13 protein-coding genes and 1 pseudogene are annotated in these 15,603 nt (G+C 71.5%); 3 read left to right on the plus strand and 11 right to left on the minus strand.

What is annotated here, in order from left to right; genetic code table 11:
• Window positions 1-163: 163 nt before the first annotated feature.
• Together AOM46_RS03935 and AOM46_RS03940 are read left to right on the plus strand one after the other, a co-directional pair.
• Complete coding sequence (locus tag AOM46_RS03935) at window positions 164-937, plus strand: ThuA domain-containing protein (RefSeq protein WP_062205573.1); 774 nt, start codon at window positions 164-166, stop codon at window positions 935-937.
• A gap of 209 nt (window positions 938-1,146) precedes the next feature.
• Window positions 1,147-3,198 carry a PA14 domain-containing protein gene (locus AOM46_RS03940; RefSeq protein ID WP_078856434.1) on the plus strand — a complete coding sequence of 684 codons (2,052 nt, stop codon included), beginning with the start codon at window positions 1,147-1,149 and terminating at the stop codon, window positions 3,196-3,198.
• Between the two features lie 70 nt (window positions 3,199-3,268).
• On the opposite strand, the gene AOM46_RS03945 is transcribed toward AOM46_RS03940, so the two are convergent.
• A complete protein-coding gene (locus AOM46_RS03945) occupies window positions 3,269-3,484 on the minus strand; it encodes a DUF4287 domain-containing protein (RefSeq protein WP_062205576.1) in 216 nt (71 codons plus the stop codon).
• Window positions 3,485-3,700: 216 nt separating this feature from the next.
• On the opposite strand from AOM46_RS03945, the gene AOM46_RS03950 reads away from it, so the two are divergent.
• Complete coding sequence (locus AOM46_RS03950) at window positions 3,701-4,942, plus strand: PP2C family protein-serine/threonine phosphatase (RefSeq protein WP_062205579.1); 1,242 nt, start codon at window positions 3,701-3,703, stop codon at window positions 4,940-4,942.
• A gap of 43 nt (window positions 4,943-4,985) precedes the next feature.
• Here AOM46_RS03950 and AOM46_RS03955 read toward each other — a convergent pair whose 3' ends face one another.
• From AOM46_RS03955 to AOM46_RS04005, 10 genes and pseudogenes are all read right to left on the minus strand, one after another.
• Entirely contained in the window at window positions 4,986-5,909 is a 924-nt protein-coding gene (locus AOM46_RS03955) for a phosphotransferase family protein (protein ID WP_062205582.1), read from the minus strand.
• Window positions 5,910-5,992: 83 nt separating this feature from the next.
• Complete coding sequence (locus AOM46_RS03960; RefSeq protein WP_062205585.1) at window positions 5,993-7,177, minus strand: S8 family peptidase; 1,185 nt, start codon at window positions 7,175-7,177, stop codon at window positions 5,993-5,995.
• 81 nt (window positions 7,178-7,258) lie between these two features.
• Entirely contained in the window at window positions 7,259-8,092 is an 834-nt protein-coding gene (locus AOM46_RS03965) for an ABC transporter ATP-binding protein (protein WP_234313640.1), read from the minus strand.
• 2 nt (window positions 8,093-8,094) lie between these two features.
• Window positions 8,095-9,141, minus strand: a complete 1,047-nt coding sequence (locus AOM46_RS03970; protein WP_062205587.1) for an iron chelate uptake ABC transporter family permease subunit — start codon at window positions 9,139-9,141, stop codon at window positions 8,095-8,097.
• Window positions 9,138-10,181 (minus strand): iron ABC transporter permease, encoded by a 1,044-nt coding sequence (locus tag AOM46_RS03975; RefSeq protein ID WP_062205590.1) that lies wholly within the window; start codon window positions 10,179-10,181, stop codon window positions 9,138-9,140. Before AOM46_RS03975 ends, AOM46_RS03970 begins: the two co-directional genes overlap by 4 nt.
• The gene (locus AOM46_RS03980; RefSeq protein ID WP_062205593.1) at window positions 10,178-11,233 is read right to left on the minus strand and encodes an iron-siderophore ABC transporter substrate-binding protein; all 1,056 of its coding nucleotides are present in this window, start codon (window positions 11,231-11,233) and stop codon (window positions 10,178-10,180) included. Before AOM46_RS03980 ends, AOM46_RS03975 begins: the two co-directional genes overlap by 4 nt.
• A 219-nt stretch (window positions 11,234-11,452) precedes the next feature.
• Complete coding sequence (locus AOM46_RS03985; protein ID WP_062206412.1) at window positions 11,453-12,259, minus strand: AraC family transcriptional regulator; 807 nt, start codon at window positions 12,257-12,259, stop codon at window positions 11,453-11,455.
• Window positions 12,260-12,356: 97 nt separating this feature from the next.
• Window positions 12,357-14,118: pseudogene (locus AOM46_RS35115) on the minus strand (CotH kinase family protein).
• Entirely contained in the window at window positions 14,081-14,941 is an 861-nt protein-coding gene (locus AOM46_RS04000; RefSeq protein WP_067225870.1) for a polyphosphate polymerase domain-containing protein, read from the minus strand. Before AOM46_RS04000 ends, AOM46_RS35115 begins: the two are co-directional and overlap by 38 nt.
• Window positions 14,938-15,510, minus strand: coding sequence for a DUF4956 domain-containing protein (locus tag AOM46_RS04005; protein ID WP_234313617.1), 573 nt, complete (start codon window positions 15,508-15,510; stop codon window positions 14,938-14,940). Before AOM46_RS04005 ends, AOM46_RS04000 begins: the two co-directional genes overlap by 4 nt.
• Window positions 15,511-15,603 lie beyond the last annotated feature (93 nt).

Here is a 15,603-nt window from a genome sequence, read left to right on the forward strand (position 1 = left end):
CAGCACAACAGCGCCGCGCGGCGTGAACAACGCCGATCTTCTCAACGATCGATCAGCGTGGGTGATCGATGGCCCCCGCTCGGCTGCGGTGTGTACCGGGCCGGGCACCCATGGCAGGCTCGCTCTTCGACAACGCCCTGACCAGCAGCAAGGAGTACCGAGGATGACCGGAGCGATACCGCCGACGTCGGGCCGCCCCCTGCGCGTCACCGTCTGGAACGAGAACGTCCACGAGACCACCGAGCCCGAGGTCGCCGCCCGCTATCCGGAGGGCATCCACGGCGCCGTCGCCGACGGCATCCGTGCCCATCTCGCCGACGCCGAGATCCGCACCGCCACCCTGGCCGAGCCCGAACACGGCCTGACGGAAGAGGTGTTGGCCGAGACGGACGTACTCACCTGGTGGGGGCACGCCGCGCACGACAAGGTGGACGACGCGGTGGTGGCCCGGGTGCGGCGCCATGTGCTGGCCGGCATGGGCCTGTTGGTGCTCCACTCCGGCCACTTCTCCAAGATCTTCACCACCCTGTTGGGCACCACCTGCACCCTCAACTGGCGCAACGCCGGGGACCGCGAGCTGGTGTGGACGGTGGCGCCCACGCATCCGATCGCCGAGGGCGTGCCCAGCCCGATCGACATCCCCGAACAGGAGATGTACGGCGAGTACTTCGACATCCCCACCCCCGAGCAGCTGGTCTTCGTCAGCTCGTTCAGCGGCGGCGAGGTCTTCCGGTCCGGCTGCACCTTCACCCGGGGACACGGCCGGATCTTCTACTTCAGCCCGGGTGACCAGGAGTACCCCGTCTACCACCACCCCGATGTGCGGCGGGTGTTGGCGAACGGGGTGCGCTGGGCGGCCCAGCCGGAGCGGGCGCGTGGGGTGCCGGAGATCCACCAGCGTCCTGACGTCGACTGGTTCGCGAACGGGGCCCGCTGACCGTTCGCCCGTACCCGATGCGGCGGCCCACCCGGGCCGCCGCTTCGTCGTTCGGGGTCACCGCCCCTACGGGGCGACTCCCGCGCTATCTCCCGTCGCGGTCAAAAGCATGTCCGGATGCGGGAAACATCGTCCTGATGCTGGAGAAAGTATGGACACGTTCGTTCAAAGTCCCTACGGTAACCGCGATATGGGCGTGTTACGGGAGCATGACAACCCGCCCGGCTCGCGACGTGCCCCCACAGCTTTCGTCAGCGGCAGGAGGACAAGTGAATCCACGGCAGGATCGACGTCGGCGCAGACGAGCGGCCGGAGTGGCGTTCAGCGCTCTGCTTCTCGGCAGTCTCGCGGTGCCCAACAGCTCCGCGGCCGATCTCCCCCCACAGGAGCCCGGCGTCACGCTCCGCAGCTTCGACATCCAGGACCCGATTGAGCAGATCTGCACCCTGAAGTCCGGACAGACGCCCAACGTCGACAAGTTGATGCCCACGATCGACTGGGAGTCGACCGACGACTTCGGTCTGGAGGACTTCTTCCTCTCCCAGGTGATCGCCAACATCGACATCGCCGAGGAGGGCGACTACGCGTTCCGTCTGACCAGCGACGACGGTTCGCGGCTGCTGATCGACGACCAGCTGGTCATCGACCACGACGGGCTGCACTCGGCCGAGCCCAAGGACGGCTCCGTCCAGCTCACCGAGGGCTACCACAGCCTGCATATCGACTACTTCGACCACGCCGCCGAGCAGCAGCTGACGCTGGAGTGGCAGCCGCCGGGCGCCGAGGGCTTCAGCCTGGTGCCGAACGACGTGCTCAGCACCGACGCCGACGTGGTGCGGGTCACCGCGCCGGGCAAGAAGGACTGCGAGGGCGGCTTCGACACCCCGGGCGACGGGCTCCCGTTGGACTCCCTGCACCCCAACTACGATCTGACGGACCTCCGTCCGGACGGCTTCGAACCGCAGGTCTCCGCGATGACCTGGCTGCCGGACGACCGGCTGGCCATCGCCACCTGGGGCGGCACCGACAACGTCGCCGGCGAGGTCTACCTGCTGGACAACGTGGTCGGCGACACCGGGCCCGACCAGGTCACCTACACCAAGATCGCCGAGGGCCTGAACGAGCCCATGGGGCTGGCCTATGTCGACGACAAGCTCTATGTCTCGGAGAAGCACCAGCTCACCGAGCTGAACGACACCAACGGCGACGAAGTCGCCGACGACTACACCCAGATCGCCGAATGGCCCTACGGCGGCAACTTCCACGAGTTCGCCTTCGGGCTGCTCTACGAGGACGGGTACTTCTACCTCAACCTCTCCGTCGCCATCGACCTCGGCGGCAACACCACCGACCCGCAGCCGGCGCCCGACCGGGGCACCACCATCAGCGTCAACAAGGAGACCGGCGAGGTCTCCTATATCGCCGGTGGGCTGCGCACCCCGCACGGCATCGGCTACGGCCCCGAGGGCGAACTCTTCGTCACCGACAACCAGGGCGGCTGGCTGCCCTCGTCCAAGCTGGTGCATGTCAAGCAGGACCGGTTCTTCAACCACTACATGAACCCGGCCGGCCCGTTCGACGGGAACGAGGTCACCCAGCCCGTGCTGTGGCTGCCGCAGAACGAGATCGGCAACTCGCCCAGCACCCTGGTGATGGCGGAGGAAGGCCCGTTCGCCGGTCAGATGATGATCGCCGACGTGACCTACGGCGGCCTGCAGCGCGCCTATCTGGAAGAGGTCGGCGGCGAGTACCAGGGCGCGCTCTTCCGGCACACCCAGGGACTTGAGGTCGGCGTCACCCGGGTCACCCTCGGCCCCGACGGCGCGTACTACATCGGCGGCCTGGGCGCCGGCGGCAACTGGGGCCAGGAGGGCAAGCTGAACCACGGCCTCCAGAAGCTGGCCCCCAACGGCGGCAACGCCTTCGACATCCACGAGATGCGGGTCACCGAGGACGGCTTCGTCCTCAGCTACACCCAGCCGCTCTCCGAGGAGACCGCTGCCTCGCTGGCCTCCGCCTACCAGGTGGAGCAGTGGCGTTACGAGCCGACCGAGCAGTACGGCGGCCCCAAGCTCGACCAGGAGACGCTGCGCGTCACCTCGGCCGAACTGTCGGACGACGGCACGGAGGTCACCCTCCGGATCGACGGCCTCCAGACCGACCGGGTGGTGCACGTCCAGTCCCCGCGCCCGTTCAGCTCCGCCGACGGCGAGACGCTGTGGAGCACCGAGGCCTGGTACACGCTCAACGCCCTGCCCTGAGGCCCGCCCGCGCACGGCCGGCCCGGTGCCCCCGCCCCGACGCCCGGGGCGGGGGCACCCCCGCGCCCGTTCACCCGGCCGCCGCGTCCTCCGCGCGGACATGCGCCACCAGCGCGTTGGCATGGCCGTGCCCCAAGCCGTGCTCCTGCTTCAGCCAGGAGACCAGCTCCCCGTGCCGGGTCAGCGGCGAGGCGCGGATCAGCTCCAGCCACTCCGCTATCGGGCGGCCATAGGTCCGCTCGATGGAGGGGAAGTAACTCGCCGGGCCCTTAGGTGCGTTCGCCATCGCTTCTGCCGTCCCATCCCTGGTTCGCCGTGTTCTCTCCCATATGGACCAGGCGCCGCCGGCGAACTCATCGCCGGCCGCGAGTGAGCCGGCTCACATCGCCCCGGGGTCAGCGCCGTCCGTGTGACCCGGTGGCCAACGGGGTGCGAAGCCGGGGCCGGGCGGGCGCCCGGCCCTTATCGTGGCGCCACACGACAGCTTGCCGAGGTGGCGCGGATGACCGAGTCGGAAATCGATTACGCGGCGGTCTACCAGGCGTATCCCGCCGCGGTGGCGCTGCTCACCCCTGACTTCACGTACGTGGACGCCAACGACGCCTATCTCGCGGTGGCCGGCCGGTCGAAGGAACAGGTCGTCGGCCATAACGTGTTCGAGGCGTTTCCCGACAACCCGGACGACGCTCGGGCCAGCGGGATGCGCAACCTCAGGGAGTCGCTGACCCGGGTGGCGACCACCGGGGAACGGGACGCGATGGCGGTCCAACGCTATGACGTCGAGTCGGACGACTCGTCCGGCGAGTGGTCGGAGCGGTACTGGAGCATCGTCAACTCGCCCGTGCTGCGGGCCGACGGCTCCGTCGCGCTGCTGCTGCACCGGGTCGAGGAGGTCACCGGGCTCGTCCGGTCGGGGGCCGAGGCGGGCGCGGGCCACGGCGTCGGCGATCCGGCGCGGCGGCTGGAGTCCGATCTCTACATCCGGGCCAGGGAGGTGCAGGAGGCCAACGAGCATCTGCGCCGGGCACACGCCCGCGAGAAGGAGGTGGCCATCTCGCTGCAGCAGGCGATGCTGCCCGTCCCCGAACCGGCGATCAGCGACCGCGCCGCCGTCCGCTACCGCCCGGCCAGCGCCACCATGAACGTGTGCGGCGACTGGTACGACATGATCACCGTCGACGAGGACCATATCTCGGTGGCCGTGGGGGACGTGGTCGGCCACGGCCTGGAGGCGGCCGGCGTCATGGGCCAGCTGCGGAGCGCGCTCAGCGCGGTGGCCCGGGTCTCCCGGGGCCCGGCGCGGGCCCTTGAGGTGCTCGACCTCTACTCCCGTTCGGTCCGGGGCGCCCAGTCCACCACCGTGGTGAAGACGTTTGTCTCCCGGCGGGAGCGCACCGTCACCTACAGCAGCGCCGGCCATCTGCCGCCCGCGCTGGTCAGGGCCGACGGCCGGGTGGAGTTCCTGGACCGGGCCACCGCGCCACCGCTCGGCACCCGCCCCGAGCCCGGGCCGGCCGAGGAGGCGTCCGTCCCCTATGCCGAGGGCGACACCCTGGTGCTCTACACCGACGGCCTGGTGGAACGCCGGGGCGAGGACATCGACCGGGGCCTCACCCGCCTCGCGGAGTCCCTGGCCCGACACCACACCGAGGACCCGGAGACCCTGGCCGACGCCCTCCTCGCCGACCTGCTGAGCCGCGAGGACACCGAGGACGACACGGCCCTGGTGATCGTCCGGCTGTGAGACCGGCGCCGGGACCGGCGCGCCGTGACCGGGGTCGGCCGGCTCAGCCGAGGAGTTCGGTCACCTCGGGGCGGAGCAGTTGGTCCGCGCAGAAGCGGAAGTGTCCGTCGTTGCCCAGCGGATCGTAGACGGTGCCGGTGAGCACGCCGTAGACCGCCCGGTAGAGGGCCATCCGCTCCGGGGGGCAGCCGAACCGGCGGGCGATCAGCTCGTCGACGAACCGTTCCGTCCGCCGGGCCTCTGGGCTGTACATGTCGTAGACGCAGGCCGTCACCGCGAGGTCGAAGACCGGGTCGCCGACGGTGGAGAGAAACCCGAAGTCCAGCACGCTCAGCACCCGGGGCCCGTCGTCCACCAGGAGATTGGGCGGGACGAGATCGCCGTGCAGCAGGCCGAGCGGCACATCGAGGGCGGCGACCAGCGTCAGCATCCGCCGCACCTTGGCGTCGAAGCCGGGGACGGCGGCCCGGAACACGTCGCCGGAGCGGGCCAGCCGGCGTTCGACCAGCGCGGTCAGCGCGCCCGGCCAGGTGGTGTGGCCGGCCCAGAAGGGGTGCTCCTCGTCGAGCACGGCGAGCCCGCGCAGCGCCGGGGCGTCGACGCGGCCCAGCTGGTCGAGCACATCGAGCATCGCCGTCGCGACCCGGGGCAGGACATCCGGACGGCGCGCCTCCCGCTCGTCCAGCGGCTTGCCCGGCAGCCGCTCCTCCACGCTGACGAACTGCCCGTCCACGCAGAGCACCTCGGCGATGCGCGGGGTGCGGAAGGTGAGGTCGGCGGCGGCCAGCGCGTCGAGGAAGCGGCGCAGCCGAGCCAGCTCCTCGCCGGAGCGGACCGCCCAGACCTTGGCGACCAGACGCTCGTCGAGCGCGTACACCGAGCCCTCCATGCCCGCCGCCAGCGGCGCGGCCCCCGGGTGGCCCCGGGCCGCGAAGTAGTCGATCCACTTCTCGTCGTGCCGCTGCACCCTCGCGCTCCTCGTTCCGCGTGTCCCCGGCGGGCCGCCCCTCAGCTTAGGGGCGGCGCCGGGGACGGGCACGGCGCGGGGCGTCAGCCGACCACCTGCAGCAGCTTGTTGGGGGTGCCGGCCGGTACGCCGGTGAGTCGGTCGAGGACCGCCGCCGCGTCGATGGCGTCCCAGACGTCGTTGGGGGAGGCCGTCGGATGGTCGCCGAGGTAGAGGGTGGCGACCCCGGCGACATGGGCGGCGGCCGAAGCGGTGCCGGAGATCGTCGCCGTCCCGGTATCGGAGGTGTGCCAGGTGGAGACGGTGTCGACGCCAGGGGCGTAGAGGTCGACGGACTGGCCGTGGTTGCTGGCCGAGCTGGCCCGGTCGTCGCAGCTGGAGGCGGCGACGGTGATCGCCTCGGTGACCCGGGACGGCGAGAAGTCCCCGGCGTCGGCCGCCGAGTTGCCGGCGGCCACGGCGTAGCTGACCCCGGAGGCGATGGAGGCGCGGACGGCCGCGTCCAGCGCCGCGCTGGGGGCGCCGCCGATGCTGAAGGTGACGACGGAGGGGCCGTCGGCGTCGGCCGTCAGCCAGTCGATGCCGCCGACCACGCCGGCGACGGTGCCGGCGCCGCCCGCGTCGAGGACCTTGACCGACACCAGCGTCGCCGCCTTGGCCACGCCGTGGGAGGCGCCGCCGACGGTGCCGGCCAGATGGGTGCCATGGCCGTTGTCGTCGGAGCCGTCGCCGCCGGTGGCGTCGTAGCCGGACTGGGCGCGGCCGCCGAAGTCCTGGTGGGTGTAGCGGATTCCGGTGCCCACCACATAGACGGTGACGCCGGCACCGGCCGTGTCCGGGTAGTGGTAGGCGCCGTCGAGCGGCAGGTCGGGCTGGTCGATGCGGTCCAACCCGCAGGAGGGCGGGTTGGGTTGGACCAGCTCGGCGGCCTCGACGAGGGTGTTCCGCTCCACCGCGCGCACCTCGGGATCCGCCGCCAGGGCCAGCGCCTGCTCCTCGGTGGCGCGGACGTGGTAGCCGTCGAGAGCGTCGGTGTAGGTGTCCAGCACGGTGACGCCGTGGCGTGCGGTCAGCTCGCTGTCCTCGGCGTGCGCCCCGTCGGCCAGCAGCACCAGATAGCTGTCGGGGACGGCGTCGGGCGCGTGGGCGTTGACGATGGTCACGGGGTGGGTCGGGGGCGTGGCGCCGTGGGCCGCGCCGGCCGGCAGGGTGCCGGCGGCGAGGCACAACAGGGCGGCCACGGAGGCGACGCGGTTCACTGCCTTCACGGAACTCCTCCAGTGGTGGCGTGCGCATGACAGCTGCACGGGGCAGCCTTCCGCACCCGCCGCCCTCCCGGCAACCCCGCGTCAGCCGGCGGCGGTCGGCGCGCCGTGGTACCTGCCGATGGGCAGCATCAACGGCCGTCCCGAGACCGGATCGTCGATGACGCGGCTCTCCAGGCCGAACACCGCGCGCACGCACTCCTCCGTCAGCACCTCGGCCGGCGGCCCCGCCGCGTGCGGCCGGCCGTCGGCCAGCGCGATCAGCTGATCCGCGTACCGGGCGGCGAGGTTGAGGTCGTGCAGCACCATCACGATCGTGGTGCCGCGCGTCCGGTTGAGGTCGGTCAGCAGGTCGAGGACCTCCACCTGGTGGCTGACGTCGAGGAAGGTGGTGGGCTCGTCGAGCAGCAGCAGATCGGTCTCCTGGGCCAGGGCCATGGCGATCCACACCCGTTGCCGCTGACCGCCGGAGAGTTCGTCCACGGCGCGGTCGGCGAGATCGGCGGTCCTGGTGGCCTCCAGGGCGGAGGCGACGGCGGCGTCGTCCCGTTCGTTCCAGCGGGAGAAGACGCCCTGGTGCGGGTGGCGGCCCCGGCTGACCAGGTCGAGCACCGTGATGCCCTCGGGCGCCACCGGGGACTGCGGCAACAGGCCGAGGGTGCGGGCGAGTTCCTTGGCCGGCAGCCGGTGCACCGCCCGGCCGTCCAGCAGGACCTGGCCCTCGCGGGGCCGCAGCAGCCGGGACATGGACCGCAACAGGGTCGACTTCCCGCAGGCGTTGGCCCCCACGATCACCGTGATCGCGCCCGGCGGCACCGTCAGATCGAGCGAGGAGACGACCACCCGGTCGCCGTAGCCCAGGGTCAGCCCCTCGGCCGTCAGCGAGTGGGTCACGGCGTCGGTGGGGGAGTGGGTCAGGTTCACAGGGAGCCTCCCGCCCGATGGGTGCGGACGATCAGATAGATGAGATAGGGCGCGCCCAGCACGCCGGTGACGACGCCGACCGGGTAGCGGTGGTCGAACGCGAACTGCCCGGTGAAGTCGGCGGCCAGCACCAGCACCGCGCCCACCAGACCGGCCGGCACCAGCAGCGAGGGCCCCGGGCCGATCAGCCGGGCCGCGATCGGGCCGGACAGAAACGCCACAAAGGCGATCGGCCCCGAAGCGGCAGTGGCAAACGCGATCAGGCCGACGGCGGCCACGATCAGCGTCACCCGGGTGCGTTCCACCCGGACCCCGAGGGCGCCGGCGGTGTCGTCGCCGAGCGCCAGCGCGGAGAGATCACGGGAACGGGACAGCAGCACGGGGGTGAGCACGGCCACCGCGACCAGCACGGGCAGCACCTGCTCCCAGGTGGTGCCGTTGAGGCTGCCGGTCAGCCAGCGCATCGCCTCCTGGAGATCCCATTCGGCGGCCCGGGAGAGGACATAGGAGGTGACGCTGTCCAGCATCGCGGAGATCCCGATGCCGATCAGGATCAGCCGGGTGCCCACCACCCCGTCCCGGAACGCCAGCGTGTACACCAGCAGGGCGACGCCGAGCCCCGCCGTGATGGCCAGCGCCGAGACCTGGGTCTCGCCCAGCGACAGGGTGACGATCGCGATGGCCGCCGCCGCGCTCGCTCCCGCGCTGATGCCGATGATGTCGGGGCTGGCCAGCGGGTTGCGGAGCATCGTCTGGAAGGTGACGCCCGCGATCCCGAAGCTGAACCCGGCCAGCACCGCGAGCACCGCGCGGGGCAGCCGCAGCCGTCCCACCGTGAACGAGGCCCCCGGCACCTGCTCGCCGGTGATCACCCGGAACACGTCGCCGGGCGGGTAGTACGTCCGCCCGAACATCAGGGTGACGGCGAACAGTACGAGGACCAGAACGGCCAGCGCCAGCACCACGCCACGGCGCCGGACGGAACGCCGGATGCGGCCGACCGTGACGGCCCGCAGAACGGACGTCGAGGCGGGGGCGGTCACAGGGCACGCACCTTCTGACGGCGGACGATATGGATGAAGAACGGGGCGCCGATCAGCGCCGTGACAATGCCCACGTCGACCTCAGCCGGGCGGGCCACGATCCGGCCGACGACATCGGCCACCGTCAGCAGCGAGGCGCCGACCAGCGCCGAGAACGGCAGCAGCCAGCGGTGGTCGACGCCGACCAGCAGCCGGCAGGCGTGCGGAACGACCAGGCCGACAAAGCCGATCGGGCCGGCGGCCGCCGTGGCCGCGCCGCAGAGCGTGATCGCGCCCAGCGAGGCCAGGGCCCTGGCCACCGCGACCCGTTCGCCGAGACCGGCGGCGAGTTCGTCGCCGAGCGCCAGCGAGTTGAGCGCCTTGGCCGACAGCAGGCAGAGCAGGAAACCCGCCGCCAGAAACGGCAGCACCTGCTCGATCCGGGCATAGGAGGCCCCGCCCACGCCGCCGATCTGCCAGAGCCGGAAACCGCCGGCGATATCGTTGCGCGGCAGCACCACGGCGCTCACCAGCGAGGCGAACGCGGCCGAGGTGGCCGCGCCGGCGAGCGCCAGCTTCAACGGCGTCGCGCCGCCACGCCCCAACGAGCCGACGGTGTAGACGAAGGCGGCCGCGCCGCCCGCGCCCAGGATCGCCACCCAGACATAGCCGGTCGGCGAGCTGAGCCCGAAGAACGCCACCGCGGTGACCACGGCGAGCGAGGCGCCCATGTTGACGCCGAGGATCCCGGGATCGCCCAGCGGGTTGCGGGTCACCCCCTGCATCACCGCGCCGGCCAGCCCGAGCGCGGCACCCACCAGCACGGCGAGCAGGGTGCGCGGTATCCGCTTGGTGACCGCCGCCTGTTCCAACGAGTCCTCCGCGCCGCCGAGCGCGGCGAGCACATCGGACCAGGGCACGGTGCGCGAGCCGAGGGCGACCGACGCCAGCATCGCGGCGGCCAGCGCCGCGACGGCGGCCAGCAGCCACAGCAGCCGAACGCGCGCCGGCCACCGCACCAGGGCGACGACCGGCGCGCGTTCGGCGACGGGTGCCGTCACCTGACCTGGTCCGCGGCCTCGGCGAGCGCCGCGACATAGTCCTCCAGCACCCAGGAGATCGACAGCGGCGTCGGGTTGGCCGCCGTCGCCAGCGGGGTGCTGCCGGGCAGCAGATAGATCGAGCCACGCTCCACGGCCGGGATCCGGGACAGCAGCGGGTCGTTCTCCAGCGTCTCCAGCAGTTCGCCGGTCTCGTCGCCGTAGCCGGTGATGATGTCGACGTCGTCGAAGAGGTCGATCTGCTCGGCGCTGCGGGTGAGGGCGAACTGGTCGGTGTCGGCCGAGGCGGTCGCGATGGACTCGGGGGTGGTGAGCCCCAGGTCCTCGAAGAAGAGCGTCCTGGTGTCGTGGGTGGTGTAGAAGCCGACCTCGCTCACGTCGTTGGGGTCGACATGGGTCATGAACATCGCGGATTTGCCCTGCAGTTGCGGGTAGTCGGCGACCACGGCCTCGATATCGCCCTCGATGCCGGTGATCAGCTCCTCGCCCTCGGCGCCGAGCCCGATGGCCTGGCTGTTCAGCCGGACGATCTCCCGCCAGGGGGTGGCCCAGGCGGCGTCGGGGTAGGCCACCACGGGCGCGATCTCGCTGAGGGTGTCGTAATCCTGCTGGGTCAGCCCCGAGTAGGCCGCGAGGATCACATCGGGCTCGGTGTCGGCGACCGCCTCGAAGTCGATGCCGTCGGTCTCGTCGAAGAGCACGGGCGTCTCCGCGCCCAGCTCGTCCAGGCGCTCGGTGACCCAGGGCAGCACGCCGTCCCCGTCGTCGTCGCCGAAGTTGGCCGCGGCCATGCCGACCGGGACGACGCCCAGGGCCAGCGGCACCTCGTGGTTGGCCCAGTTGACGGTGGCGACCCGCTCCGGCCGGGCGTCGATGGTGGTCTCGCCGAGGGCGTGCTCGATGGTGAGCGGGAACGCGCCGGCGTCGCCCGCCGAGTTGTTCCCCGAGCTGTCGCCGGCGTTGTCGTCCTCGCTGTCGGACGAGCCTCCGCAGGCCGTGCCCCCCAGCAGGACCGCCGCCACGACGAGCGGGAGAAGGCGGTGTGCGCGCATCGTTGTCGAACTCCACTTCCGAGATGTGTGGTTGGTGCCGGACCTCACACGTCGGGATCGGGGAAACGCGTTCGTGGAGCGGTACACCGGACTGGGGCAAGGAAGTTAGGTAAGGCTTGCCTTGCTTTCGGTACCTTATGGGGGGTGTCGGTATGTCGCAATCGACCATTCGAGACAGCCTCTGTCGCGATCGGGACATCGCCCGCCGTCCGGGGTGGGTCAGTGCGCCCGGAACGTCCCCGGGGTGAGCCCGGTGGTACGCCGGAACGCCACCCCGAACGCGCTCGCCGACTGGTAGCCGACCAACTCGGCGACCGCGTCGACCTCGAAGCCGCGGGTCAGCAGCCCCACCGCGTGCTGCGCCCGCACCGCGGCCACCCAGCGCGCGAAGCTGGTGCCGGTCTCGGCGTTGAACGCCCGGGTGATGGTGCGCGGGCTCACCCCCAGCTCGGCCGCCCAGTGGGTGAGCGTCCGCTGGTCGCGCGGATCCTCGCGGACCGCGTCGGCGATCGGCCGCAGCAGGTCGGAGACCGGCAGATTCAACAGCAACTCATGGGCGGACGGGGTGAGCACATCCAGCACCATGGCCTCCGTCACCTGCCGGGACCGCGCCGAAAGACCCTCCTCGCCGAGCCGTTCCAGCAGCAGCCGGAGCAGCGGGGTGATCTCGACCGCCACCGGCACGTCGGAGATGGAGACGGTGCCGCTCAGCCCGACGAAGCTGGCCCGCAGCCACGTTCCGGCCGGCGCCGAGCCCGAGTGCAGCGTTCCGGCCGGCATCCACAGGCCCAGGGTCGGGGTGACGGTCCACACCCGCGCGTCCACCACGGCCGTCGAGGCGCCCCGTTCGTTCCAGAGCAGTTCATGGCACGGATGGGAGTGCGCGGCCCAGGTGGTGTCCTGGGTGAACAGCTCGTCGTAGCAGCTGATCACGAACGGCGTCTCCACCGCGCCCGGCGCGAACGTCGGCAGCGTGCGGGTCTCCCGGCTCGCTCTCGGCCGGTCGGCGGCGGACGCGGATCGCATCCCCTCAGCGTAGAACGCGACCTGGAACGCGGCCGACGCGGCCCGGGCGCCGGTGGCGCCCCCGGCCAGGGGCGCCACCGGCTCGGTCCCGAAGGGGTCAGCCGGCGTCCGGGTGCCAGCCGGAGGAGTCAAGCCAGTTGACGCGCTGGGTCAGCCAGTCGCGCATGTACTGGACCTGCCCCTCCCAGGTGGGCGCCGTCGGGGTGATGAACGGGCCGACGAACGGGTCCTGGAGGTTGGGCCAGCGCTGGAAGTTGCGCCCGGCCGAGGCGGCCAGCGGCTGGGTCAGCGCGTCGATACGGGCGTTGAGCTGCGCGTCGGAGAGCACTCCCTGACGCAGCTCGCCCCAGCGGGCGTTGACCCGGTCCCGGAACGCCTGGTCGTTCATCAGCAGCACGAACCAGTCGTTGCCCTGCGGCTGGCGGACCTGCTCGAACTGCCAGCCGGCGGTCTCCATGTTGTTGAAGTAGCCGCCGGTGCCGAAGATCAGGTCGTAGTCCCAGAGCGGCCCGGCGACGATCTTTCCCTCCCGGTCCTTGTAGAAGTTGGTGCTGCGGATGTACGAGTCCATCTCGCGGGTGAGTTCGTTGACGATGACCAGGTCGACGAACGAGTCCACGTCGATATAGGCCGGGTAGCCCGTCTGCGGGTCGGACGGGTCGGGGCTGCGCAGCGCCTGGTGGAACTGGTGGACGTAGTCGGTCAGATACTGCTGCTGCGCGGGCTGGAGCGGGTCGGGCTCGGAGACCTCCAGGTCCTGCCAGCAGGTGGCCGGGTCGCCGGGGCACCGGAGCGTGGGCTCCTCGGCGGCCGCCCACTCGAAGCCGAAGACATAGCCGCCGGTGACCTCGGGCGGTGTCAGGTCGTCTTCCTCCAGCTCCACGATGTCCAGCCGGTCCTCGGAGATCTTGATGGTCTCCGCGATCATGTAGACGCCCTGGTAGTCGCCCTGGGAGAGCGGCCGGTTCTCGACGTTGAGGTACAGCTCGACAAAGGCGAAGCGCGGGGCCGCCATGCCCATGTCACGCCCCATGGACCAGGGTCTTGTCCGAGAACGGCCCGCGCAGCACCCAGTCGGACTCGGCCGGCATGCCCAGCACCGGGTAGTCCTCGTCGTCGTCCTCGTTGTCCCACAGTTCGAGCCGGTACGGCGCCTTCTCGAACATGGAGGAGGACTGCCCGCGCAGCCGGAAGCCGGCCCGGGTGGCCCAGGTCGGGTCGGTGGAGAGCGAGGCGTTGCCGGCCCGGGGTTCGATCAGCATCGTGGCCACGTCGAAGTACTCGCGGTCCGGCTTGCCGGCGCCATAGGCGTCCATCACCAGCAGCGGAAGGTCGCTGGAGGCGTCGTCGGACCTGGCCACGTACAGGGCGGTACCGGGGTCGCCGGTGGCCGTCCCGCCCACGAACGCCTGCGCCCGCAGCTGCGTGGTGGCGTTCAGCTGCACCGGGCTGCCCTGGTACAACTCCGAGTCGGCGGTGGGCAGTTGCCCGTCCGTGCGGTAGCGGATCTCCGCGCCGGCGATCTCGGTGCCGAGCGAGACGGACAGCTGCCCCTGGAAGGTGCCGCTCGGCTCGGAGAACGTGATGTCCCCGGTCAACTCCGCGCGCGCCGCCGCCGTCTCGGCCGCGGCCCCGGCCTCGGCGGCGCTGGCGGCCGTCCCGGCGGCGGCCGGTCGGGGGGACGGGTCGCCCTGCGCGTTGGTGCCGCCGAGCAGCATGATCAGCACGGCGGTGACCCCGACCGCGGTGACTCCGCGCGTCCGGGCCGTGAGCCCTCTCCTCCCGGGCCTTCCGGTCCCGAGCCTTCTCGTCCTGAGTCCTCTAGTCATGAGCTGGACCTCGATCCGCCATGACGACATCGCTTCGGTGGGGGGATGGGGCGGGTGCGGAGACTGCCTCGGGCCGGCGCTGCCGCACCCGGGGTGTCAACTCGCGGCGCAGCACGCGCCGCCAGGGCGCGTCCGGCAGGTGGGGGTGGAGCGCGGCGAGACCGGTCGCGTACTTGGAGATCCGCACCGGGCGGTACCCCGCGCGCCACAGCAGTCGGTCCGCCTCGGACGGCGAGGAGCCGGTCTTGGTCTCCACCACCGCCATGTCCGGCAGACGCAGGGCGCGTTCGGTGTCCTCCCAGAGCAGATCGGTGTCCAGGGTGACCCGGCTGCCGGTGCCCGGCAGATAGAACGTGACCCGGTCGTAGCGCGTGGTCAGCGTGGGCAGAAAGGTCAGCCGGTGCCCGTCGGGGAGGCCGAGTTCGGCCAGCGCGGCGTCGAGGAACGGCCGCCCCGGCGCCAGGGTGTCCCGGTCGCGCGGGTCGTAGGGCAGCCGCTCCTTGACGGTGCTGTTCCGCAGCCCCGCGGTCTTGATCTCCAGCCAGCACTCGTCCGACTGCTCGTAGAGCCGCGTCCGCACCTTGAACCTGCGACGCCGCCGGCGCGCCGCCATCCGGTAGCTGACCAGGTCGGGGGTGTCGAAGTACAACGAGCGGTAGCCGAAGCCGCGTTCCCCGGCGATCTCCAGCACCCGGGTGTCGGCGGGAAGCCGGCCCACCAGCGCCCGCGCGGCCGCCACCGGGAGGACGTACTTGCGGTCCATCCGGGTCTGCAGCAGCGCGCGTTCGAGCAGCTCGGCCAGATCGATGGGGGGCAGCGCGTCGAGCGCGGCCCCGAACGGCCCGCCGCTCATGGCCGCGTCGCCAGCGCGTGCGTCTGGCCGCCACCGCCGCCGCGCGGTCCCGGCGCGCTGTGGTAGCGCACATCGACCACGGTGGTCTCGTTCACCATGTCGACCCGCTGCACGGTGGCCTTGTGGACCCGGGCGCCCAGCGTCTGCTCCAGATGGGCCACCAGCGCGGCGTGGTCGGGCAGCGCCGCGTCCAGCACCATCACCTGGTGGCGGTACTTGCGCAGCAGCCTGGGATGGTCGCCGACATAGAGCGCGAGCAGCACCATCGCCATCAGGCCGACGGAACGCCAGACCTGGTCGGTGTCCACCGCGCCGAGAATGCCCAGGGCCAGGGCGGAGAAATAGTAGGCGACCTCGTGTTGGTCCAGTTCCGTCGAACGCAGGCGGATGATCGAGAGCACGCCGAAGAGCGCGAGCCCGAGTCCGAGGCCGGTGTCGGCGCCGCCGGCGCTGAGCGAGCTGGCCACCGCCACCACTCCGACGTTCACGCCGAGATAGGCGACCACCAGGTCCCTTCGGCGATGTCTGGGGAAGTAGAGCCCGAAAACGAGCAGGCTCACGGCGGCCATATCGCAGAGGAATAAGACTGGCTGTGTCATGACATGTCCTTTCCGCTCAGTGTCTGGGGGGCGTCCGTGAGATGAACTCACGGCGACCTGAGG

It is taken from the genome of Streptomyces sp. NBRC 109706, from assembly GCF_000974485.1.
In the GTDB taxonomy this organism is placed as follows: Bacteria; Actinomycetota; Actinomycetes; order Streptomycetales; family Streptomycetaceae; genus Streptomyces.

What these genes read in the sequence shown, in the direction of transcription:
- AOM46_RS03985 (WP_062206412.1), bottom strand. Translation starts at nt 12,259, where the DNA reads ATGCGATCCGCGTCCGCCGCCGACCGGCCGAGAGCGAGCCGGGAGACC.
- AOM46_RS04000 (WP_067225870.1), bottom strand. Translation starts at nt 14,941, where the DNA reads ATGAGCGGCGGGCCGTTCGGGGCCGCGCTCGACGCGCTGCCCCCCATC.
- AOM46_RS03940 (WP_078856434.1), top strand. Translation starts at nt 1,147, where the DNA reads ATGACAACCCGCCCGGCTCGCGACGTGCCCCCACAGCTTTCGTCAGCG.
- AOM46_RS03980 (WP_062205593.1), bottom strand. Translation starts at nt 11,233, where the DNA reads ATGCGCGCACACCGCCTTCTCCCGCTCGTCGTGGCGGCGGTCCTGCTG.
- AOM46_RS03950 (WP_062205579.1), top strand. Translation starts at nt 3,701, where the DNA reads ATGACCGAGTCGGAAATCGATTACGCGGCGGTCTACCAGGCGTATCCC.
- AOM46_RS03935 (WP_062205573.1), top strand. Translation starts at nt 164, where the DNA reads ATGACCGGAGCGATACCGCCGACGTCGGGCCGCCCCCTGCGCGTCACC.
- AOM46_RS03945 (WP_062205576.1), bottom strand. Translation starts at nt 3,484, where the DNA reads ATGGCGAACGCACCTAAGGGCCCGGCGAGTTACTTCCCCTCCATCGAG.
- AOM46_RS04005 (WP_234313617.1), bottom strand. Translation starts at nt 15,510, where the DNA reads ATGGCCGCCGTGAGCCTGCTCGTTTTCGGGCTCTACTTCCCCAGACAT.